General features: G+C 36.6%; 25 protein-coding genes. 1 reads left to right on the forward strand and 24 read right to left on the reverse strand.

Annotated features, from left to right (window positions below; all coding sequences use genetic code 11):
- Nucleotides 1–7 precede the first annotated feature (7 nt).
- The 19 genes from FJR47_RS06545 to FJR47_RS06630 form a co-directional block, all read right to left on the reverse strand.
- Entirely contained in the window at nucleotides 8–430 is a 423-nt protein-coding gene (locus FJR47_RS06545; protein WP_152299648.1) for a FoF1 ATP synthase subunit B', read from the reverse strand.
- A gap of 125 nt (nucleotides 431–555) precedes the next feature.
- Nucleotides 556–1,398 (reverse strand): ParB/RepB/Spo0J family partition protein, encoded by an 843-nt coding sequence (locus tag FJR47_RS06550; protein WP_152299649.1) that lies wholly within the window; start codon nucleotides 1,396–1,398, stop codon nucleotides 556–558.
- Nucleotides 1,395–2,180, reverse strand: coding sequence for a ParA family protein (locus FJR47_RS06555; protein ID WP_152299650.1), 786 nt, complete (start codon nucleotides 2,178–2,180; stop codon nucleotides 1,395–1,397). The genes FJR47_RS06550 and FJR47_RS06555 overlap by 4 nt, the downstream gene beginning before the upstream one ends.
- On the reverse strand, nucleotides 2,177–2,812 hold the full coding sequence (locus tag FJR47_RS06560) for a biotin--[acetyl-CoA-carboxylase] ligase (protein WP_152299651.1): 636 nt from the start codon (nucleotides 2,810–2,812) through the stop codon (nucleotides 2,177–2,179). Before FJR47_RS06560 ends, FJR47_RS06555 begins: the two co-directional genes overlap by 4 nt.
- On the reverse strand, nucleotides 2,793–3,701 hold the full coding sequence (gene fmt, locus FJR47_RS06565; RefSeq protein WP_152299652.1) for a methionyl-tRNA formyltransferase: 909 nt from the start codon (nucleotides 3,699–3,701) through the stop codon (nucleotides 2,793–2,795). The genes FJR47_RS06560 and fmt overlap by 20 nt, the downstream gene beginning before the upstream one ends.
- Complete coding sequence (proB, locus tag FJR47_RS06570) at nucleotides 3,701–4,465, reverse strand: glutamate 5-kinase (protein WP_152299653.1); 765 nt, start codon at nucleotides 4,463–4,465, stop codon at nucleotides 3,701–3,703. Before proB ends, fmt begins: the two co-directional genes overlap by 1 nt.
- Before the next feature lie 4 nt (nucleotides 4,466–4,469).
- Entirely contained in the window at nucleotides 4,470–5,576 is a 1,107-nt protein-coding gene (obgE, locus tag FJR47_RS06575; RefSeq protein ID WP_152299654.1) for a GTPase ObgE, read from the reverse strand.
- Between the two features lie 186 nt (nucleotides 5,577–5,762).
- Nucleotides 5,763–6,020, reverse strand: coding sequence for a 50S ribosomal protein L27 (gene rpmA / locus FJR47_RS06580; protein ID WP_152299655.1), 258 nt, complete (start codon nucleotides 6,018–6,020; stop codon nucleotides 5,763–5,765).
- A gap of 26 nt (nucleotides 6,021–6,046) precedes the next feature.
- Complete coding sequence (gene rplU, locus FJR47_RS06585; RefSeq protein ID WP_152299656.1) at nucleotides 6,047–6,355, reverse strand: 50S ribosomal protein L21; 309 nt, start codon at nucleotides 6,353–6,355, stop codon at nucleotides 6,047–6,049.
- Between the two features lie 309 nt (nucleotides 6,356–6,664).
- Complete coding sequence (hypA, locus tag FJR47_RS06590) at nucleotides 6,665–7,006, reverse strand: hydrogenase maturation nickel metallochaperone HypA (RefSeq protein ID WP_152299657.1); 342 nt, start codon at nucleotides 7,004–7,006, stop codon at nucleotides 6,665–6,667.
- Nucleotides 6,999–8,654: a hydrogenase maturation protein gene (locus FJR47_RS06595; protein ID WP_152299658.1), complete on the reverse strand. Its 1,656-nt coding sequence runs from the start codon at nucleotides 8,652–8,654 to the stop codon at nucleotides 6,999–7,001. Before FJR47_RS06595 ends, hypA begins: the two co-directional genes overlap by 8 nt.
- Before the next feature lie 4 nt (nucleotides 8,655–8,658).
- Nucleotides 8,659–9,657, reverse strand: coding sequence for a hydrogenase expression/formation protein HypE (hypE, locus tag FJR47_RS06600; protein ID WP_152299659.1), 999 nt, complete (start codon nucleotides 9,655–9,657; stop codon nucleotides 8,659–8,661).
- A complete protein-coding gene (locus tag FJR47_RS06605) occupies nucleotides 9,650–9,928 on the reverse strand; it encodes a hypothetical protein (protein ID WP_152299660.1) in 279 nt (92 codons plus the stop codon). Before FJR47_RS06605 ends, hypE begins: the two co-directional genes overlap by 8 nt.
- Nucleotides 9,929–10,100: 172 nt before the next feature.
- Nucleotides 10,101–11,243: a hydrogenase formation protein HypD gene (hypD, locus tag FJR47_RS06610; protein WP_152299661.1), complete on the reverse strand. Its 1,143-nt coding sequence runs from the start codon at nucleotides 11,241–11,243 to the stop codon at nucleotides 10,101–10,103.
- Nucleotide 11,244: 1 nt separating this feature from the next.
- Nucleotides 11,245–11,535: a HypC/HybG/HupF family hydrogenase formation chaperone gene (locus tag FJR47_RS06615; RefSeq protein ID WP_152299662.1), complete on the reverse strand. Its 291-nt coding sequence runs from the start codon at nucleotides 11,533–11,535 to the stop codon at nucleotides 11,245–11,247.
- Nucleotides 11,535–12,323: a hydrogenase nickel incorporation protein HypB gene (hypB, locus tag FJR47_RS06620; RefSeq protein ID WP_152299663.1), complete on the reverse strand. Its 789-nt coding sequence runs from the start codon at nucleotides 12,321–12,323 to the stop codon at nucleotides 11,535–11,537. The genes FJR47_RS06615 and hypB overlap by 1 nt, the downstream gene beginning before the upstream one ends.
- Nucleotides 12,324–12,471: 148 nt before the next feature.
- Complete coding sequence (locus tag FJR47_RS09760) at nucleotides 12,472–12,639, reverse strand: hypothetical protein (RefSeq protein ID WP_241855384.1); 168 nt, start codon at nucleotides 12,637–12,639, stop codon at nucleotides 12,472–12,474.
- Between the two features lie 38 nt (nucleotides 12,640–12,677).
- Nucleotides 12,678–12,800: a hypothetical protein gene (locus tag FJR47_RS09790; RefSeq protein ID WP_277871741.1), complete on the reverse strand. Its 123-nt coding sequence runs from the start codon at nucleotides 12,798–12,800 to the stop codon at nucleotides 12,678–12,680.
- Between the two features lie 23 nt (nucleotides 12,801–12,823).
- Nucleotides 12,824–13,351, reverse strand: a complete 528-nt coding sequence (locus FJR47_RS06630) for a HupE/UreJ family protein (protein WP_152299664.1) — start codon at nucleotides 13,349–13,351, stop codon at nucleotides 12,824–12,826.
- 117 nt (nucleotides 13,352–13,468) lie between these two features.
- On the opposite strand from FJR47_RS06630, the gene FJR47_RS06635 reads away from it, so the two are divergent.
- Entirely contained in the window at nucleotides 13,469–14,149 is a 681-nt protein-coding gene (locus FJR47_RS06635) for a transposase (RefSeq protein WP_241855385.1), read from the forward strand.
- On the opposite strand, the gene hypF is transcribed toward FJR47_RS06635, so the two are convergent.
- The 5 genes from hypF to FJR47_RS06660 are packed head-to-tail and all read right to left on the reverse strand — an operon-like array spanning nucleotide 14,134 to nucleotide 21,062.
- Nucleotides 14,134–16,383, reverse strand: a complete 2,250-nt coding sequence (hypF, locus tag FJR47_RS06640; protein WP_152299665.1) for a carbamoyltransferase HypF — start codon at nucleotides 16,381–16,383, stop codon at nucleotides 14,134–14,136. The two genes, FJR47_RS06635 and hypF, sit on opposite strands and share 16 nt — an antisense overlap.
- On the reverse strand, nucleotides 16,380–18,053 hold the full coding sequence (locus FJR47_RS06645; protein ID WP_152299666.1) for a hydrogenase: 1,674 nt from the start codon (nucleotides 18,051–18,053) through the stop codon (nucleotides 16,380–16,382). The genes hypF and FJR47_RS06645 overlap by 4 nt, the downstream gene beginning before the upstream one ends.
- The gene (locus FJR47_RS06650; RefSeq protein ID WP_152299667.1) at nucleotides 18,050–18,595 is read right to left on the reverse strand and encodes a HyaD/HybD family hydrogenase maturation endopeptidase; all 546 of its coding nucleotides are present in this window, start codon (nucleotides 18,593–18,595) and stop codon (nucleotides 18,050–18,052) included. Before FJR47_RS06650 ends, FJR47_RS06645 begins: the two co-directional genes overlap by 4 nt.
- 9 nt (nucleotides 18,596–18,604) lie before the next feature.
- Nucleotides 18,605–19,318 (reverse strand): Ni/Fe-hydrogenase, b-type cytochrome subunit, encoded by a 714-nt coding sequence (gene cybH, locus FJR47_RS06655; RefSeq protein ID WP_152299668.1) that lies wholly within the window; start codon nucleotides 19,316–19,318, stop codon nucleotides 18,605–18,607.
- Nucleotides 19,319–19,328: 10 nt separating this feature from the next.
- Entirely contained in the window at nucleotides 19,329–21,062 is a 1,734-nt protein-coding gene (locus FJR47_RS06660; protein ID WP_152299669.1) for a nickel-dependent hydrogenase large subunit, read from the reverse strand.
- Nucleotide 21,063 lies beyond the last annotated feature (1 nt).

The raw sequence follows: 21,063 nt of genomic DNA on the forward strand, positions 1-21,063 counted from the left end.
TACATCCTTATATTTGACTAAATTTAGCTTTGACAGCTTCTTTAAACATTGGGATTTGTAATTTAAGATCACTTTCCAATTGTTCACGATTTCGAGCAAGTTCTTGCTCAAATTCTAAATACTGACTAGCTAATTCAGCACGCTTTGCTTCTAACTTACTATCTGCTAACTCTTTAGCATCCGCAATAACTTTCTCTCTTAAGGCCGCAGCTTCCAATTTAGCGTTTGCAATTATTGATTGCGCTTTTGATTCAAGCTCGTTGATTTCATCATCATTAGAACCTACTTTTTCCAAGTCTTTCTTGATGTCCTCATCTCTTTTTTTCATATAAGCGAATAATGGATTGTAAAGCCAACTGTTTAGAACGGCAATAAGTGTAAGAAACACGATTAATGTAGCTACAAGTAGTATCGGATTTATATCTAACATAGCACCTCCTAAAAGTTGCGTGATTATACTATCTTAAAATTAAAAGAATTGTTAAACTGACAAAATATTTAAATTTTTTTTATATTTTTATGAAAAATTATAAATTTATTTTAATTTATACTATTTTAATTTGAAAAATAACTCAACAAATCTTTTATTTGATCTTCGCTTTCAAACTCTATTATTAATTTTTTATTAGAACTTTTACTCTTAAATCCAAGTTCTGATAATTTATCTTTAATATTTTTAAAATTATATGAAACTGTTTCTATTTTATCATTCAACTCTTTGTTGTTGTTTTTAATGTTTTTTATAATTGACTCAACATCCCTTACACTTAACTTTTGTCCAACAATTGAGTTAACGATTAGCTGCTGCTGTTTTTCATCAAGACCAATTAAAACTTTAGCATGTCCTGTACTAATTTTTTTTTCTACTAAAGCTTTTTGCGTTTTTGACGAAAGTTGCAACAATCTGATAGTATTTGTGATATGTGTTCTGCTTTTATGAATTCTAGCAGAAAGCTCATCTTGTGTTATACTGTGCAGCTTAATAAGCTCAGCATAAGCATGTGCCAATTCTATTGAATTTAACTCATCTCTTTGAATATTTTCAATAAGTGCAAACTGCCTCATTTTATGCTCATCACTATTTAAAATAATGGCACGAATTGACTTTAATTTTGCAAGCTTTGATGCACGAAGTCTTCTCTCTCCTGCAATAAGCATATACCCGTCAACATCTTCCGTTACTACTACAGGTTGAAGCAGCCCGTTGCTTTTTATAGATTCGCTAAGTTCATACAATGAACTCTCTTCAAAATGTTTTCTTGGCTGAAATGGATTGGGTCTAATATCTTTTAGTGGAATCTCTACAATAGAATCTTTTTGAGAAACTTCATTCTCATACGCCTCATCTATTTCACCTAACAGTGCACCTAAACCTCTACCTAATTTTTGTGACTTCATATTTCCATAATCGCTTGTGCTAAATTTTGATATGATATAGAACCGCTTGATTTTACATCATATAAAATCACAGGTTTCCCAAATGATGGAGACTCTGCTAATTTTACATTTCTTGGCACTACTATAATTTCTCCATTTTCATCTTTAAAAAGTTTGCTGTCAAAATGTTGTTTTAAATCAGCAAAAACTTGTTTGGATAGATTATTTTGAACACTAAACATAGTTGGTAAAAATCCTTTAATATTTAACTTTTGATTAATTGATTTTCTTACTAGTTTTACAGTATTTAAAAGCTGCGCCAAACCTTCAAGTGCAAAAAACTCACACTGTATAGGAATGATTACAGAATTGGAAGCAGAGAGTGCATTTATGGTCATCGGTCCAAGTGCCGGAGGAGAGTCTATAATGATATAGTCATAATCTTTTAAGACATTTGCTATAGCTTTTTTCAAAACTAGTTCACGCCCTTTAGAGTTTTGCGCATCATAATACTCCTTTTCAATTCCAACCAACCCTATATTTGAAGGTGCCAAATGAAGTGTAGGCAGTTCAGATTTTAAAATAATATCTTTTAATTTTTTTGTTCCGATTAGTACATGATAAATATTAAATTCATAATCATTTCTGTGAAATCCCAAAGATGTAGTAGCATTGGCTTGCGGATCAGAGTCTATTAAGAGCACTTTTTTTTCTGCAACTGCAAGTGATGCAGCTAAGTTTACGGCTGTCGTCGTTTTGCCTACACCACCTTTTTGATTTGCAATTACAATTACTTCACTCATCTTAAACTATATATCCTTTCACCATTGATTACAACCGAACCATCACTCTGTAGTGACGCATCTTCTAAAGAAATTCTTAAATTTTTATCATGTGTATAAAAGTTTTGATTTCTATAAAATTCTAACTTATATTTACTAAAAACTTGCTTCCATGAACTCTTTTTTTTAATGTTTATAAAATATCTTTCAATCAACTTTTCTCTGTTAACTTTTATATCTAATTTTTCAAAACTTTCAGGCGCCTCTGTTATATTTAATCCAACTCCGCAAACAAGGCTCTCTTTGATTATATTAGTAATCATACCGCCTGCTTTTTTATTTTTTATGTAAAAATCATTGGGCCACTTAAGCCAAACTTTTGAACCAAACTCTTTAAGAGTCTCTTTTAAAATATAAGAAAAATAAATAGATGCAGATTCAAGTTTCAGATCTTTTGGCAAATCTTGCAAAGAAAGCGCAAAAGATAAAAAAAGATTATCTCTGCCTTCGCTCCAAGAGTTTCCTCTGCTTCCGATTCCTGCTGTTTGAAAATTTGCAACCACGGCATAAGGAGGAGAAATTTTATTATTTTGAATAAGCTCTTTTAGATATTTTTGCGTTGAGTCTACACTCTCAAGATAGAGTATCTGCAACCCCTATCCTTTTTCCATTTATATACGAGAGGATGTCCATCTCTTTTTTTGATTCTGGTTGTACATTATAGACTCTTATGCTGCCTTTTTTGCATCCTACAATAATAGAATCTTTTTCAATTTTTAAAATTTTACCGCTCTCGTTTTGAGTCTCATTCTCTAAAAACTCTATCCTTTTTAGTTTCAATTTACTTGAGAGGTATACTCCCGGCCAAGGAGTAAATGCGCGATACTTGTTAAAAAGAGTTTTTGCTTCTTCAAATGTAACTTCACCATCTTGTTTTGTAATTTTTGTACAATGAGAAGATTTAGAATTATCCTGTTTAGCCGGGGTATATTTATTAAAATTCTCTAAAACATCAACAGTAAGCTCGCATGCAACATCAGCAAGTTTATTAAAGAGTGATTCTGCCATCTCATTTTTATCTATATCAATCTCTTTAATTTTTATGATATCTCCCGTATCAAGACCTTCATCCATAAGCATTGCTGTTACGCCGGTTTTTCTTTCTCCCTTTAAGAGAGCTTGCTGGATTGGACTTGCTCCTCTATATTGTGGCAGTATCGAGGCATGAAGATTTATGCATGGGGCATGTTCTAATATTTCACGAGGCAATATCTGCCCATAGGCTGCCACTACAATGTAATCACACTCTATTTTTTTAAGCTCTTCAATAACATCCGCTTCTCTTAATCGATTTGGCTGATAGACTTTAATGTTATTTTGAAGTGCTACAGTTTTAACAATTGAAGGCGTAAGAACTTTTTTTCTTCCTACAGGTTTATCCGGCTGTGTATAAACAGCAACCACTTCCATATCTTTTGTGGTTATAATTTTTTCTAAAATCCTAGCGGCATACTCCGGTGTTCCCATGAAAATTATTTTCATCACTTGACCTTAGTAAAAAGAGTTCCGCCTAAATGCCTGTTTTGCAACATAAGACTCTTTATATCGCTCAAATCATATCCGCTTGTTAAAACCATATCTATGCCGTGTTTTAAAAGATAATTAGCAGCTTTAAGCTTTGTTAAAATTCCGCCGGTTGCAAAAGCTCCATGTGGACTAGCCTCTTTCTCTAACTCATTCTCATCAATACTGTTTACAATTTTAAGTATTTTTGCATCTGAAAATTTTCTCGGATCTTTATCATAATAAGCATCAATATCTGAAAGAATAATAAGTAAATCAGAATCGGTATATTTTGTAATATATGCGGAGAGCTGATCATTGTCTCCAACGACTAACTCTTTTGTGGAAGTAGCATCATTTTCATTAATAATAGGAATAACACTGTTTGAGAGAAGCGTATTGACGGTATCTTTGATTCTTTGTATCTCATCATCTCTTTGCAAATTTGCAGCCGTTACTAAAACTTGTGCTGTCAAAATATTGTGAGTTGCAAATTTTTTACTATATTTGTTCATCAAAATTGGCTGTCCAATAGATGCCAGAGCTTGTTTATTTTGCAATATGCCTCTATCTAATTTTAACGCTGTATATCCAGCTGCAACTGCACCTGATGAAACCAGTATAACTTCATTGTTTTTTCTTAATTCTGCCAAAAAATCTACTAATTCTCTCATTCTAGCAAGCGCAATGGAATCGTCTTGCGTTAAAACAGCACTTCCTACTTTTACAACTACTCTTCTCATTTTTTTATAACTCGGATCGTTTGGATTGAACTAATTTAAATAAAGCCTTTTTAAGCGATTCAATATTTTTTTGTGTCGCCGATGATATCGGTGCAACAAAATATGGAAGTGATCTATCATATCCAAGTGTTTCATCTGCACTATCTTGAATAAAATATGGAATTGAATCGTCAAACCCAATATCACTGTTTTTAGTGGCTTTTACTCCTACTATTTCTAAAAAATTACTGACCAGATCAGTTATTTCATCTGGAGAAACTGCATCTGATCTTGTTAATGCAATGGCATATTTACTATTTGCCAGCTTATCTGAGAACGCAGATACTTCAGCCTTTAAGGTGTCTATCTGCTCTTTTAAATCTCTGTACGATGCCAAGTCAACCATAAAAAGAAGAATCTCCGTTCTTTCTATGTGTCTCAAAAATTCTATTCCAAGACCTTTGCCCTCATGAGCTCCGCCTATAATTCCTGGAATATCAGCCATTATAAACGACTCGAAATCACCAATATTTACCTGACCGAGCTTTGGCGTAAGAGTAGTAAACTCATAGTTTGCAATCTCAGGACGAGCATTTGAGAGTGTTGAAATCAGGGTTGATTTACCTACATTTGGAAAACCGACCAAACCAACATCGGCAATAAGCTTAAGATCAAGTTTAATTCTTCTTGTTTCACCCTTTTCTCCGGGTTGCGCATAAGTAGGTCTTTGATTTGTAGATGACTTAAAGTGGGTATTTCCAAGCCCGCCTTTTCCACCTTTTAAAAACAGCTCTTCTTGCCCATCTTCTAACATATCAAACAGTATTTCACCACTGTCCTGATCAATTATCTGTGTACCCGGCGGTACTATAATAACTTTTTTTGCACCAGATTTTCCCGTCATGCTTGAACCTTCACCTGGAGCACCATTATCTGCTTTTATATGCATCTTTTTTTGAAAATGAGAAAGCGTATGAGTGTTGTTATCGCATTTAAACCAGATGTCACCACCTTTGCCGCCGTCTCCGCCGTTTGGTCCACCGTTTACAACAAATTTTTCACGGCGAAATGCTACACACCCTTGACCGCCCTTTCCTGAAGAGACCGTTAATTCAACGCTATCTGTAAACATATATATTTTCCTTGATATTTAAATACCTGATGTTACGCACTATTATAAAAGGTGTGTAAAGTCAGTTAATACTTAAAAATTTACTAGTAACAATAAAAAGTAAACTATTAAATATTTAAAATTTTTTAGGCGCACGACCTAATATTGAAGTAGAAATATTTGAGCCTAGGCTCAAATATTGTAGAATTATGCAGCGGGGATAATTGAAACTTGTTGGCGTTTTTTATCTTTTCTATGAAATGATACAACACCGTCAACCAATGCATATATAGTATGGTCTTTACCCATGCCTACATTTTTACCAGGGTGAACTTTAGTTCCTCTTTGACGAATAATAATGTTTCCTGCTATTACAGCTTCTCCACCATACTTCTTTACACCAAGTCTTCTACCAGCCGAGTCACGATTATTCTGTGTACTACCTTGACCTTTCTTATGTGCCATCTTAAATCTCCTTGAGTTTTTTTAGCTTATGCCGCTATTTTTGTAATACGAACGCGCGTATAATCTCTTCTAAAGCCTCTTTTTACTTTAGAATCTTTACGACGACGCTTCTTAAAAGTCATAACTTTTTTATCACGACCTTCATTGATAACCTCAGCAGTTACAACAGCACCCTCTACGAATGGTGCTCCAACTTTAAGTTCACCTGCGTTAACAGCTAGAACTTCTTTAATCTCGATAGAAGCTTTAGGTTCAAGAGACATTTTATCAAATAATAAAATATCACCCTCTTGAACTTTATACTGCTTGCCACCGTTTTTGATAATTGCGTACATCTACAATTCCTTAAATCTTTAAATACTTGGGTCCCTATGGGCGCATTAAATTTACATTCCCATTGGTTTTGTTTCTACAAAAAGTTCGAAATTATACTCTTACAAGCTTTAAGTATTGTTTAACTTAAATAAAAAGTTTTCAATTTAAATATCTAAACTACAAATTTAGCTACTTTTATAAACATCATTTCTTCAAAATATTGTAAACTTATTGAAAAAAAGGTATAAAAATTATAAATTTGCTATTTATTTACTCTATTTTTCTACTGTAACTATATAAAGAGAATAATTCAACCATATTTCACACATCTACTCAAGCTCTAACTGCATCAGATACATATCTTCACCATCAAGAATTTCAATATCCGTATCTTTACATTTAGGACAACAATAATCTATACTTTTTAAAACTGACTCATTTAAACATTTGTTGCATTTTATAACGATTTGCTGGATATTTATAACAAACTCCGCCTCTTCACAGAGCGTCTTCTCTTTAAATGTGTCAAAGGCAGTTTTTAAAAGTTCAGGTTCAACTCCGCTCATTACGCCTATTTTTATTACGACTTTTGTTACTTTTGTAGCTCTGTTTTGTACGGCATTCTCTTCACATGAATCCAAGAGAGATTGCACTATGCTGTATTCATGCATCTGTAACTCCTTTTAATCTTTGTGGTGTTTCAATTGAGCAGACTTTATAAACAAAATCATGTCTCAGTCTGTGAAACGAACTCTCTTTATCCCAAAATTCAGGATACATTATTTTTAATTCATTCTCTTTGCACTCATTTATAAACTCTCTGTTTCTTTGCAGATAATCCTCTTTTTCATATATAAAATCATCATACTCGTCTTGCATATTTGCCAGTTTATCGGAGAAACTTCTTAATTGTTCAAAATAGTTCTCTTTTTCAAAAACCTCGTCCACCATATTTATCTCTTTCGCTTTAGCGGCATTTATCGGCAGACAACGCTCCAGCAGCTCTTTTGACTTGTGCGCACCTACTCTTTTTGGCAGCGTAAATGTATGATACTCGCTTCCGCTCAGCCCCAAAGTTTTGTAGTGCGGATTTAAAACAACATCTTTACATGTAAGAACATAATCACATGCCAAAGCCAAAAACACTCCGCCTGCTCCTGCATTTTTGTGCAAAGAGGCAACCGTAATTATGTCATCTGCGAATATGATTGACTTTATTAAATCATTCATGGCATTTATGTTGCTCCAGCCGTCTTCTCCCTGCTTTTTGGAATCTTCAAGTATATTTAGGTGGATTCCGTTGCTGAAAAAATCCTGCGCACCTATAAGCACAATGACTTTTGCACTCTCTTTGAGATACTCAAACGCATACTTTAGCCTGATGCACTGCTCAGAATGCATAGCACCGTTGTGAAAGTTAAAACACAAATACGCCACATCGCCGTCATTATGGGAGCTGATTTCATAAAATGTTTTATAGCTCATGTCAAAAATAAGAGGAAGCCGCTCTTCTTTAACGCCTTTGATTTTCTCTTTTAAAACATAGGTTGAGGGGAGTTTAAACCTGCCGACTTCTGACATGTGACTTATCCAGATTGCCCCGTCAATCGTGCCGACACAAATCGCACCGTCTCTTTTGGCGATTATCTCTTTTGGATTGCCTTTGAGTTTATCTTCTTCCCACGCTCCGAAGAGATAACACTCTATCCCAAAAAACTCATCTTTTACTCCGGGAAAACTATCGCTTACATGTATCTTTTTTATGATCTCTTGAGTAGTGTCTTTTTCCCAGTTAATGGCTCTGTCATTTTGGCTCAGGTAATTATGCATCGGCATTTTGAGTTGAGGAGTGGGTTTGAACTCTTTGTCGTCCAAATTTTTAAGCAGCCCTTTTAACGCTTTTGAGGCGGCATCTGCGACTTCGTTTCTGTAGATGGAAGCCTTTGTCGCATCTCTCATCTCAAACCTGACCTCGGCGTATATATCTCCGCCGTCAAACTCTTCGTTTGCTCTGAGTATGACAACGCCCCACTCTTTTTTATCTTCCCTTATGGCATGGTCGAGCGCGTTGTGTCCTCTGTCTCCTCTTATGCCGGGATGGAGAATAAAAGTGGGAGTTTTTAGAAATATCTCACATGGGAGGTATTTTTTCAAGTAAGGACAAAAGATAATATCGGGCGCAAACGCGTCAACACTTTGCATCATCGCCTCATTGCTTATGGCATACTGCACCGAGACCGTATGATTCATCTCTTGAAGCTCACAAAAAACTCTTTGCGTAAGAGAGTTAAAGGCAGATACGATAAGAAGTATTTTCATAGCTTTAGCAAATCCTTGGAAGCAGCTCGCCGCTTGGCGTATCTAAAAACCGTGAAGTTCCCCAACTGCTCTTTAAAACGACTTTTTTTAGATGCGTATCCGTTACTTTGCCAATTATCGCTGCATTTTTGCAACTCTCAAAAGTTTTTAAAATCTCAACTGCTCTTGGTGCATCTTCATGATTTATCGCCAACACAAAAGTACCCTCATTTGCCAAAGCCGTCGCTTCAAAACCGAGCATTTCACAGATGCCTTTTACCTCATCACTGACGGGAATACTTTCCTCCTCAACCTCTATGCAGATATTTGACTGCTTCGACCATTCATTTAGCACTGCACTCACTCCGCCTCTGGTTGCGTCTCTCATAGCCGTTATCTTTATATCTGCGTCCAAAAGAGCCTTTACCTGAGGAAAAAGCGACTCACAATCACTCTGCAAAGAACTGCTCATCTCAATGCCTTCGCGCGCAACAAAGATAGCCGCACCGTGACAGCCGATATCACGGTTTACGATGATGAGATCATCTTTTGTTATGTTGTTGGAGCTGATACCCTTTTTCAAAACTTCGCCGATTCCCGTAGTGTTTATGAAAATCTTATCGACACTTCCGCGAGGCACAACCTTGGTGTCTCCGCTCACGACAATCGCACCGTTTACCTCAAGCTCTTTTTTCATACTTCGCACGATTCTCTCTAACTCTCTAGTCTCAAAACCCTCTTCGATAATCACGCTACATGTCAAATATTTCGGCTTCGCCCCCATCATGGCAAGGTCGTTACATGTACCGCAGATAGCAAGCTTACCTATGTCCGCTCCCGCAAAAAAAAGAGGCGAAACCGTAAAACTATCAGTTGAAAATGCCAACTCCCCGTTATGGATAATAGCCGCATCTTCGCTTTTGTCGAGGATGTCGTTTTTAAAAGCCTTGTAAAAAACTTTAGAGATAAGTTCGTTGTTCTCTTGCCCGCCGTTACCCTGTGCTAATGTTATGGTTTTAGTCATCTGCTTTCTCCATTGTATTTATTATATTCACTTTCCAGTATCCACCTTTGTTCGCACCTGCTTGTTTTGTATTTTTTTCGTTCCAATGCTCCAAAGGCTGTAAAGACTTCAAAATTAGGAAGCGATGTATGCACTCCCATCGGAGAAGATGGGAACGAGGAGAAATTTTCCTATCAAGTTTAAAATATTTATGAAGCAGTGGCGTATCTATGATATGCTCTTTTAGCTTTTTATCTTTTACTTTACTGTATTCATATATTATATTTAACATATTACTTCCTCAGCCATAGCGCTATTTTCATCTAGCATCACACAAGTTGTACCTCTCGCACTCTCTTTTCAAAAGTTATAAAATTGCAATTTTTGAATATCACTTTTTTCTAAAACATACCTTTCACAATCAACATGTATATTTTATCCGAAGTAGGGTTTTTTCTTTCATATTAAATTAAATTCCCATATTTATAGTACGCGGCACACGCGCCCTCAGAGCTTACCATACAGCTTCCAATGGGTGAAGTCGGTTTGCATGCGGTTCCAAAGAGAGTGCATTCGGGCGGGTTTGCCATGCCTCTCAGTATATCTCCGCAGATGCATAGTTTGTGGTCTTCTATCTCGCCGAGTGGCAGAACATCTTTGTAGACTATCTCTGTGTCATACTCTTTGAACTCAGGCTTTAGTTTTAGTCCGCTTTTAGGAATATTGCCCAAACCTCGCCATTTGAACAGGTCTCTTTTTTCAAAATATCTCTCTATTAGCTCCTGCGCTTTGACATTTCCATCATATGTCACAAGCCGTTTGTACTCCACTTCAAGCTCGCATCTGCCCTCTATGAACTGCTTGACTATCATGCTGATTGCCTGCATGACATCAACAGGCTCAAAACCCGAGACAACCACGGGGCGGTTATAATCACGCGGAAACTCTTCATAGATTTTACTTCCGCTTATCACGCTTACATGTGAGGGTCCTAGAAATGCGTCTATTTTATTGTTGTAACTATCTACATGCACATCTCTGCTATCTATCAGCTCACGCATAACTTCGGGAATGGTTACATGGTTTATGTGAAAGAAGATGTTTTTGATGTTCTGCTTTATAACCGCATCAAGAAGTGCAGCTGTCATCGGCGTAGTCGTTTCAAATCCTATGGCAAAAAAGATGACTTTTTTAGTAGGATTCTCTTTTGCAATCTTTAGACACTCTAGCGGAGAATAGACAAAACGAACATCTGCACCATTGCTTCTTGCAGTTTGCAGACTTCCGTTGCTTCCGGGTACTTTTATCATATCGCCTAGAGTCACAAGTATCACATCAGGCTGCATACTTAAAACATAAGCATGATCAATGCGCTCTTTTGGCATGATACAAACCGGACAGCCGGGACCGTGGATAAACTTGATGTTTGATGGCAGAAGCTGAGGAAGACCGTACTTCATAATAGTATGCGTATGTCCGCCGCAGACTTCCATGATGTTTATAGAATTTTTCAGCTTTGCCGCATCCTCTTTTATGATTTTTGCATAGGCTTTTATGGTGTCTGCGTCTCTAAAGTCATCATAAAGATTTTTAAGTTCCAAACCCATTTTAGACTTCTCTATTTGGACACTCATCTACTTCTAAAATCGCCAGCCGCCTATCCTCTTCGTTCATAGCATCTATAATCTCTCTATAAAGCTCCAAACTCTCTAACGCCTCTTTTTCATCGATTTTGTTCATCACAAATCCGATATGCAAAAGCACATAATCGCCTACATGTATATCCTCTTGGCTCATCAGAGATAAAGAGGCTTCCCTTTGCACGCCCATCGTATCGACTGTCGCTATTTCATTTTTTTTATCTATTTTTACTACTTTTGAGGGTATTGAAAGGCACATTATCTCATTCCTATTTTAAACTTTATCCACGCAGCCACTTTTTTGATGGACTCTTCATCTTTGGTACTTACTTCAAGTATGTCAACACTAGGTTTTAACTTTCTTGCAGTCTCTTTCTCTTTTTGGATGTCGTATTCAAAATATGGAAGCAGGTCGGTTTTAGTAAAAAGAATCAAATCTGCTTGACGAAACATAACGGGATATTTTGCTATCTTATCTTCGCCCTCGGGAACACTGACAAGTACTATGTTTAAGTGGCTTCCTACATCATAACTAGCAGGGCATACGAGGTTTCCGACATTCTCTACAAAACATACATCCATATTGTCCAAATCCATGTGATGCAAAGCTTTATGAACCATAAACGCGTCCAAATGACAAGCCGAACCCGTTTGAATCTGATGAGCCTCTATCCCTTTTGCTTTGAGTCTGTCCGCATCGCGGCTCGTCTCCAAGTCACCCTCAACGACACAAAATTTAAACTCGCCCAAATCCGACAAACTCTCCAAAAGTGCCGTTTTTCCGCTTCCGGGAGAGCTCATAAGGTTTATGCATAAAACGCCGTGAAAGTTAAAATGCTCACGATTATGCTGTGCTTCTTGGTCATTTTTATCTAAAATTTTTGTAATTACCGAGATGGTTTTAGGGTCATTTAGCTGTGGATTGTCATGCAGATGTTTATGAGCGCTCTGATGTTCATGAGAATCCCCATGATGATGTTCATGTGAATGATTCTCTTTGTGAGAGTGACTATGTTCTACAATGCTGCAGCCGCAATCTTTACACATATTTATATCCTTAATTTTATTTCATAAAATGAAGGAAACCCTTCATCTGATTTATTACGGTATCGGAAGTAATTCCGATACCTACATTAACACTTTGTTTCCTTCGGCAGAAGACCCTCGGCACTTATGCCTCTTTCTATCTGATTTTCTATCCGATTAACATGTTAGAGCCGACAACGACTGAGACGACTCCGGCAGTTGCAAAAACTCTTCTTAAATTCTGTTTTGAGTTTAATAGATTTTTATTAATATAGAGTATAACTGCCCCGAAACCTACAAATATACTCATAACTCTAAGCGTAAACGCAAAAACCATTACAAAATCAACACTCTGTTCCTTAATTACTCCAAGCGTTATAAGTATCGTCTTTTTTTGTTTTTGCCGATTGAGAAATCTGCAATTGCAGTCAAATGATCAGGTCCAAAAGCATGAAGCACACCATACCAAAATATAAGAAGTAAGCCTAAGTGCTCCATACAAAACCTTTTGTGTTTTTAAACTACGCTAATTCTAGCGCCTCAACTTGTGAGCGTTTTTCAAGAATACGCGTATATCCGTAAGCCAAAACGATTCCGCTAAGGTGAAGCATAAGAGTTGTAAGACTAAATCCTAGCATATAAGTTACAAAATTTCTGCCCTGAAACTCAGACCCGTGGGCAAAACCGTGGAACATTCCAAAAAATGCAATGATTGCAATAATAACATTTAATGAAATCTTTTTCGCATAACCGATAAGTGCAAAAACAACTGCGATGGAAAGCAAAATGCCCTCTTCGATGAACAATATCTCAACACCCATAAAACCAATTACTGCCGCTAACATCATTGCACCCATAAATGCCACTAAAAGTAAATAACCTTTTTTCTGAGAAAGAAAAGCAACCATACCGACGCCCACCATCGCCAAGATATGATCTAAACCGCTGATAGGATGTAAAAATCCACTCCCAAATCCACCACTCTCCAAAGTAGTAGTGTGTCCAAAAGCCAACGCCGAGAATGATAAAAGCATCAATAACATTTTCATGATTTTTTCCTTAAATTGATTGTATCTCTATTCTTCTGAATAGCTGTTCATATTTTATATCTTTATTGTAAAAGTAACATTAATTTTCTTATTTCTTAGTTATTTTTGGTACTAAACATGGTAGAATATTTTATGAAATGTATCTACTGCCAACATACCAAACTCTACGAGCTGAAATCTGGACAGATGAAGTGTGCAAAATGCAAAAAAAAGTTCTCTGAAAAAAAAATAAAAACAGATTTAAAAATTATGGAGTATTTTTGCGAAAATTTCACAGTAAATGAAGCAAGCAAAAAACTCTTTATCAACTATATAACCCTCAAAAAAAGATATGAATTTTTTCGTCAACTAATCGCAAACTATTTAGAAAAAGCGTATCAAAACAAACAGATCATAGAGTACGATGAATATATCTACCTTGAGAAAAGCAAGAAAAAAGTAAAAGAGAACATTTTTGATGCGCAGAACTTTCTGACTCTTGCCTACGATGACAAAGTATACAACCTGCTTATGCCAAACCTAAACAAGTATAAAAATCAGTTTTTAGACAATAACATAGAAGAAGTCTATTTCAAAGAATTTTCAAAATTTATGATGCGCAACAAAATCTCAAAAACAAAAAAAAGAGAAAACCGAATCACACAGTTCTGGCTCTTTTTTGAAGAGTCTATTTTAAAATACAAAGGAGTTAGAAGTGAAAACTTTTTTTACTACTTGAAAGAGATTGAGTTTAAGTTTAACTACTCTAAAGAGATGCAGAAAGAAATATTAGCAGAGTTGTATCAAAATTCACTGTGAGATAAAACATAATAAGCCTGCCCCAAAGCGATTCCGCCGTCATTGGTAGCCGTTTCTTGTTGAAAGTAGCATTTGATTTTCTCTTGTTTTAACTCTTGACATGTAAGCTCAAGCAGAGTTTTGTCTTGAAATACTCCGCCGCTTAAAATCACTTCAAGTTTTTCTCGCTTTGAGATATCAACGATGATTTTTACAAGCGTGTTTATGAACATGGTATTTAGCTCTTTTTTATCCGGCTTGTTTTTTAACATGTACTCTGCTATTTTTATCTCAATTACGCCCTCTTCTATGTCGTAATCAAAATATTTTTCTATGTTCTTCTCATAAAAACTCTCACACAAAAGTCCGCTCTCGCCCGCATAGCTTACACTCTGGGCAATACCTGAAAATGAAGCCACGGCATCAAAGAGTCTTCCTACTGAGCTACTTTTTGGCGCGTTTAGATTTTTTAGGTAGCTTTGATGAAGTATTTTTATCTCATCTTTTGAAAAGGATTTCACAACATCTAGTTCAAGCTTTAAAACCTCTTCTAAAGAGAGTTTGTCAAAAAGCATACTGAGTGCTACTCTACGAGGCTCTTTTATAGCCTTTTCTCCGCCTAGAAGTTTTACCGTTTTGAAACTGTATTTGCGTTTGTCTCCTACAAAAATCTCTCCGCCCCATAGAGTACCATCATCGCCGTAACCCGTGCCGTCAAAACTGAATCCAAGATAATCACCCCTAAGTCCAAACTCCGCTTTACAGGCGTAGATATGTGCTAAATGATGCCCAACTTCTACAAGCTTTTTGTTCTGTTTTTTCGCCCATTTGGTCGTTTCATAGTTTGGATGTCTGTCATGCACTATGACACCCGGTTCAAAATCGTAAAAGCGTTTAAAACTCTCCAATGTTCTCTCAAAAAATCCAAAAGCCTCCATAGAGCCCAAATCCCCTATATGCGGAGATATGATTATGTTGTCGTCCATCACAAAAGCTATGGAGTTTTTTTGGTTTGCTCCGACTGCCAAAATCTTTTTCTCACTCTTAAAGGGAAGCTTTATTACCTTTGGAGCGTATCCGCGTGCAAGCCTTAGTATCTGGGTTTTGTCATCTACCACCTGAACAAGTGAGTCGTCAACACCGTTAATTATCTCTCTGTCAAAATCAAGAGTAAAATCAACAAAAGGAAGCTTTTTAAAAATATTTTCTGCGTTTATGATGATAGGCTCGTCGCCGAGATTTGCGCTTGTGGCAACTATGGGATTTTGCAGATAAGCAAAGAGAAGATGATGAAGAGCGGTGTATGGCAAAAAGCAGCCTATTCTGTCAATATTTGGAGCTAAAAAGTATGATATTTTGACATGTAGATTGTTTTGACATGTAAGCTTTTTCAGTACGACAATGGGCGCTTCTTTTGATGTTAGGAGCTGTTCTTCTTTCTCATTTACATACGCCAAAGCCTTTATCTGCTCCAAATCTTTACACATGATGGCAAAAGGTTTTGTGGGTCTGTGTTTAAACTCTCTTAACTTTTTTAGCGCCTCATCATTCGTTGCATCGCAGACTATATGAAATCCGCCTATGCCTTTTATGGCTAAAATATTTCCCTCTTCTATAAGAGATGCAACTTTTTGGATAATTTCTTTTTGAGCAATATCTACTTTTTTATCGCCTCTAAAAAGAGACAAAGAGGGTCCGCACTCGTTGCATGAAATAGGCTGTGCATGGTATCTTCTGTTTAAGGGATTATTGTACTCTTCTTCGCACGATCTGCACATCTTAAACTTCTGCATAGATGTGTTTTTTCTGTCATAGGGAACTGTTTTTATGATGCTATATCTCGGTCCGCAGTTTGTACAGTTTGTGGCAAAGTAGTTATGATATTTTCTGTTTTTCTCATCTTTTATATCTGCCAAACACTCTTGACATGTAGCGGTATCGGGAGGAATAAGAGCAGATTTGTATGAGGTTTTTGAGTCATCACAGCTTTGTATAATCGCAAAGCCTTTTTCTAAAAGCGGTTCTATCTCTGTTTTTTGTATCTCGTCTATTCTTGCAAGCGGCGGGAGTTTTAAGCGGAGCGACTCTTCAAAAAGCTCTATATCTTTCTGCTGTGCTTCTGCTTCAATTTCAACTCCGTTTATGTCGTTTTTGACAAAACCTGCGAGTTTGAAACAGAGTGCCGACTTATATATAAAAGGACGAAATCCGACACCTTGAACCTGTCCTTTTATAAAATATCTATATCTTTTCAAAACAATTCATTTCCGCCGTATAAAATATTTTTTCCATCTACAGGCAACTCTTTATTGAAGTATAGCTTATGATTTACAGAAACCTCTTTGCTAAGTTTACTAAAAAGATGTCTATTTTGTAAAAGTGAACCCGTTACAACAACCGCGTCACTTTTCATCTCCTCTTTTATATCATCAAGCTGTGATGAGACAAACTCCACAAAACTCTCAATAACCCCGTAACTAAGAGTAAGACGGTCAACTCCCGCAAGTTTGAAACTCATGGCAGTTCTAATAGTCATCAATGGATCTAAGTAAACTTTAGAGTCAACTCTTTTTAGTTTATAATCAATTCTTGGTCCTTTTGTTCCCAAAAATGAGCTTGCGCTATCTTCAAGAACTTTTGCAGATGCTAAAAGATTTCTATCTTTCGAGTAACCTAAAACTATGCAAACTATACCCCACAGCTTATAAACATTAAACTCTTCTTCATTAAATGTTATAGCAGATATTGCTTCAAAATGCTGTAGAAATTTGTTTTTAAAGTTCTCTACAAGCTTCTCGCCGCTTTCGTTTGAACTCATAATAGAATCAAACACATCTTTAACAGAGTCAAATTTAAACGCAAATGAGAGATACTCTATAGTTCCGAATTTTTTACAATAGACTAAAATATTATTGTGATACTCTTTGGAGATATTTACGCCTGCAACGGTTTTATCAAACAGAGAATGCTCTTTTATAACTGAAAAAAAAGCTCCTATATGAGGAATCAAATTATTATTGTTGCTTGCCAAATCTTGATAAGGCAGACCTTTTTCTCCTCTAACTATAGCGATGTGATTATCGCCGACGACAACTTCGATAGGCTCTAGCTCTTTTTCATACTCCGCTAAATCAAACTTAACATCCAAAGGAAGCTTCTCTTTTGTTATAAAAATCAAGTTGATTCCGAGTTTGTTAAGCTCACTGAGTAAAAAATGCAAAACTAAATCATCAGGGAGTTTAAAACGGATAAGTTCATCTGCAATATCTTCAAAATCTATTTTAAATTTAATGTTTGTTTTTAATTTTACAAAAGGTTTCTCAATAGCTCCAAGTGCCGCCATTTCGCTGTTTGTAGCATTTGTATAGTGTGCGGTTGTCGCTAAATCATAACTGATAATATCAAAATCAACCTCATTACATTTTTTACCTAATTGACCAACGAAATATTTTGAGTAAAATGTGTTTACTTCAACTACCAAACCACTGCTTATTGATTTAGCAAGATTTACAAAATCATCTTTATAGCTCTTTTTTTCGCCCTCAACCGAGTATCCGCAGACTTCACACTCATGAAAAATATTGTAATAGTTCTCATTTGATTCATCCATAACTTCACGCAAACACTTAGGGCAAAATGCCATAGGAAATTTTGATATCAGAGGCAGCGCAGAACTCTCTTGTGGCATCTCATCTACGATTTTGACATCAGTATTGTATAAAAAAATCGAGTGAGGCAGTTCAAGTGAGAGTCTGTTTGCAAAACTCTCCAGCTCATCGCTATCGTCTGATTTTACATACAAAAAAAGATTATCGCCGTCTTTTACAATTTTTGATTCAAGAGAAAATAGCTCAAGCGTATTTAAAATTATTTTTTCATAAATCAAAGATGATGAGAGATAGTTAAACGAAAACTCCAATATCATTGCGTGCCTTTTAAGTATGTATATTTTGAAACCTCTTCTAAGGTTACATTTTTTTTGATGAGAACTTTAACCCCGAAATCTTCTATATATTTTGTAATGACCTGCTCCATAGTTAGACTTGCTTTTAAAACTTCCGCTGTCATTGAAAAGGTACTGTTTTCCCCGATTACATAAGGAATGACACCCACTATTTTAGTTGGAGGCAAATCGCCTAACATCTCTATCATCTGAAGAGTTTGAAGCATTTCGACCTCATGAGCACTTCCATTCCATGTTATACATTCAGGCACATCGTTAAAGTCAAAACTGTAAACATCTCCGATTTCTCCATCTGCTACATTAACGCAGTCTATAAGTAAAACATTGTCATAATCAGTAATTATGGGTATAAGTCTCTGTGCCAATGTACCGCCGTCAAGAACATCAACAACATGTTCATCTGATACAAACTCATACTTTTCATCTATTAAATTTGCAAGATGAGGACCTATCCCCTCATCTCCAAATAGAATATTACCGATGCCAAGAACTAAAATTTTCAATATAAACCCTTAATGTTTTCTTTTCCATCTATATCCACTAAATATAGAATCAACTGTTCCCTCTTTTCCGTGAACTGCATTAAAAACTACCATGTAAACATGTCCGACTACAAAAAATATTACTCCCCACATAAGCAGATGATGCAGCTCTCTCACGGCAGCAAGTCCGCCTAGCATCACTTCAAATTCTCTCATAATATCATAAAGCATTCCGCCTATTCCAAGATGAAAACTATGAACATAAAGAATAAGCCCTGTTATAATCAAACCTGTAATAGCGATGTAAAAGACAAAATAAGCCAAAAGCTGTATAACATTGTACGCTCCGCTTAGCTTTGGATGCTTTGTTAAAAGCAGATAATAACCTATCTGACTAAGCCAATTTTTAAGGCTCAAAACATCCTTAAAAGAGTTGATTTCAATCTTATCTTTTACCGAAAAGAAGAAGTAGTATGTCTTTCCTATAAACATAGAAATCATAATAAATCCAAATATCTCATGCAAACCTCTAAACTCTGCATTTAAAAAGTTTGTCGGCTCTGCATTTACTGCAGGAATTATAAAAGGAACAGAGAGATAAAACCCCGTAACCGTTAATATAATTATACTAAACACCCTAATCCAGTGGTGCCATCTATAAAACGAAGTAAACTCTAGCTCTCTCTCAATGGTTTCATCAGCATGATTAAGAGAATTTTTTTCTAATGTATCAACACTTTGCATAATGACTCCCTTAAATAGTGCATCCGCCGTAAAGCGGGTCGATTTTATACTGGCTTAATGTTTTGCCCTTTGTGTCCATTACATGTACTGCGCATGCTATACACGGGTCATAAGAGTGGATGATTCTGATTATCTCAAGCGGCTGAGTTAAATCCTCTATCTTTAGTCCGATTAAGTCCGCCTCGTAAGGTCCTTTTGCACCTTTAGAGTCCATCGGTCCCGCATTCCATGTTGAAGGAACTACCGCTTGATAGTTTTCGACAACGCCGTTTTTGATTCTAATCCAGTGGCTTAACATCCCGCGTGGTACATCGCCTATGCCTCTGCCTTTATACTCTTTATCTTTATCGATAACATAAGTAGCACAAGTTTCTTGATCAACTTTTAGGTTTTCTATCAGATTATTAAAAGCAACAAGCGCATTATCGGCAACAAGTTTTGCCTGCAGCATTCGCCCTGCCGTTCTTCCAAGAGTAGAAAACAGAGCAGCTGCAGGAACGCCTGTTTTAGCTAAGAACTCATTTACAACTGCTTGTACTTTTTTGTTCCCTTTTGCGTAACCGACCAGTATCGATGCCAACGGACCGACTTCCATAGGCTCGCCGTTATATCTAGGCGATTTTATCCAGCTGTACTTCTCTTTTTCGTTAATCATTTTAGAGTCTACCATTTTGCCGTCAGGCCCGACTGATTGACCGTCTATAAAACCCGTATAGTTCGGGTTTGTAGTTCCCTCGTATGGATGTTGCGGCGCATCGTCTTTATACCAAGAGTGGGTAGCTTCTTCCGTTATCTTATCTTCATCAATCTCAAAAACCTTACTCAATTCTCCGTTCATAATTATTCCGCTATCAAAAAGATACTCTTCTCTGCCTATCATAAACTCTTTATGCGCCATAAAGTTTTTAACACCCATAGGCTTCATAACCGAAGGCTCGGTTTTATACATCTCTGCCGCCATTACGATATCGGCATAGTAAGCGTTGTTTACAAAATCTGCTATTGCTTGATACTTAACTAGATACTCTCCCATTCTAGCAGGATTCAGAAGATCCATTACACATGTAACTCCTCCGACTGCCAAACTTTGCGGATGAGGCTGTTTAGCGCCGAATATCGCCATCATCTGAGCCGCCGTTCTTTGAATCTCAAGTGCTTTTAAATAGTGCGAAAGCGCTATAAGGTTTTGCTCAGGTGTGAGTCTATATGTTTTATGCCCCCAGTATGCATTTGCAAACGGTCCTAGTCCTTGAGGATTTTTAGCAAATTTTGCCACTTTTTCTTTTACTTTTTTAAGCTCATTTTCGCCTGTTCCTATAGGATTGTCCGTATATTTAAAAGCCAATTTACTAGCTTTTGCCTCATCGGCTGAGAGTGCAGAGACGATATCGACCCAGTCAACACCGTGAAGATGATAAAAATGAACAACATGGTCATGCAAAAACAGAGCCGCATTCATCAAAGTTCTTACAAGCTCCGCGTTATACGGAATCTTAATTCCAAGTGCATCTTCAACGGCAACCGTACTTTTTAAATAGTGTGAATAGGTACAAACACCGCAAATTCTTTGCATCATAAGAGGTATGTTTCGAGGGTCTCTCCCTTTTGCTATTACCTCCAAGCCTCTCCAAAGAGTAGAAGATACAAAAGCGTCTTGAACTACTCCGTCATCCCCTACTATTACTTCGGCTCTTAAATGTCCCTCTATTCTTGTTATGGGGTCAACTATTACTCTTTTTGACATA

It is taken from the genome of Sulfurimonas xiamenensis, assembly GCF_009258045.1.
Taxonomy (GTDB): domain Bacteria; phylum Campylobacterota; class Campylobacteria; order Campylobacterales; family Sulfurimonadaceae; genus Sulfurimonas; species Sulfurimonas xiamenensis.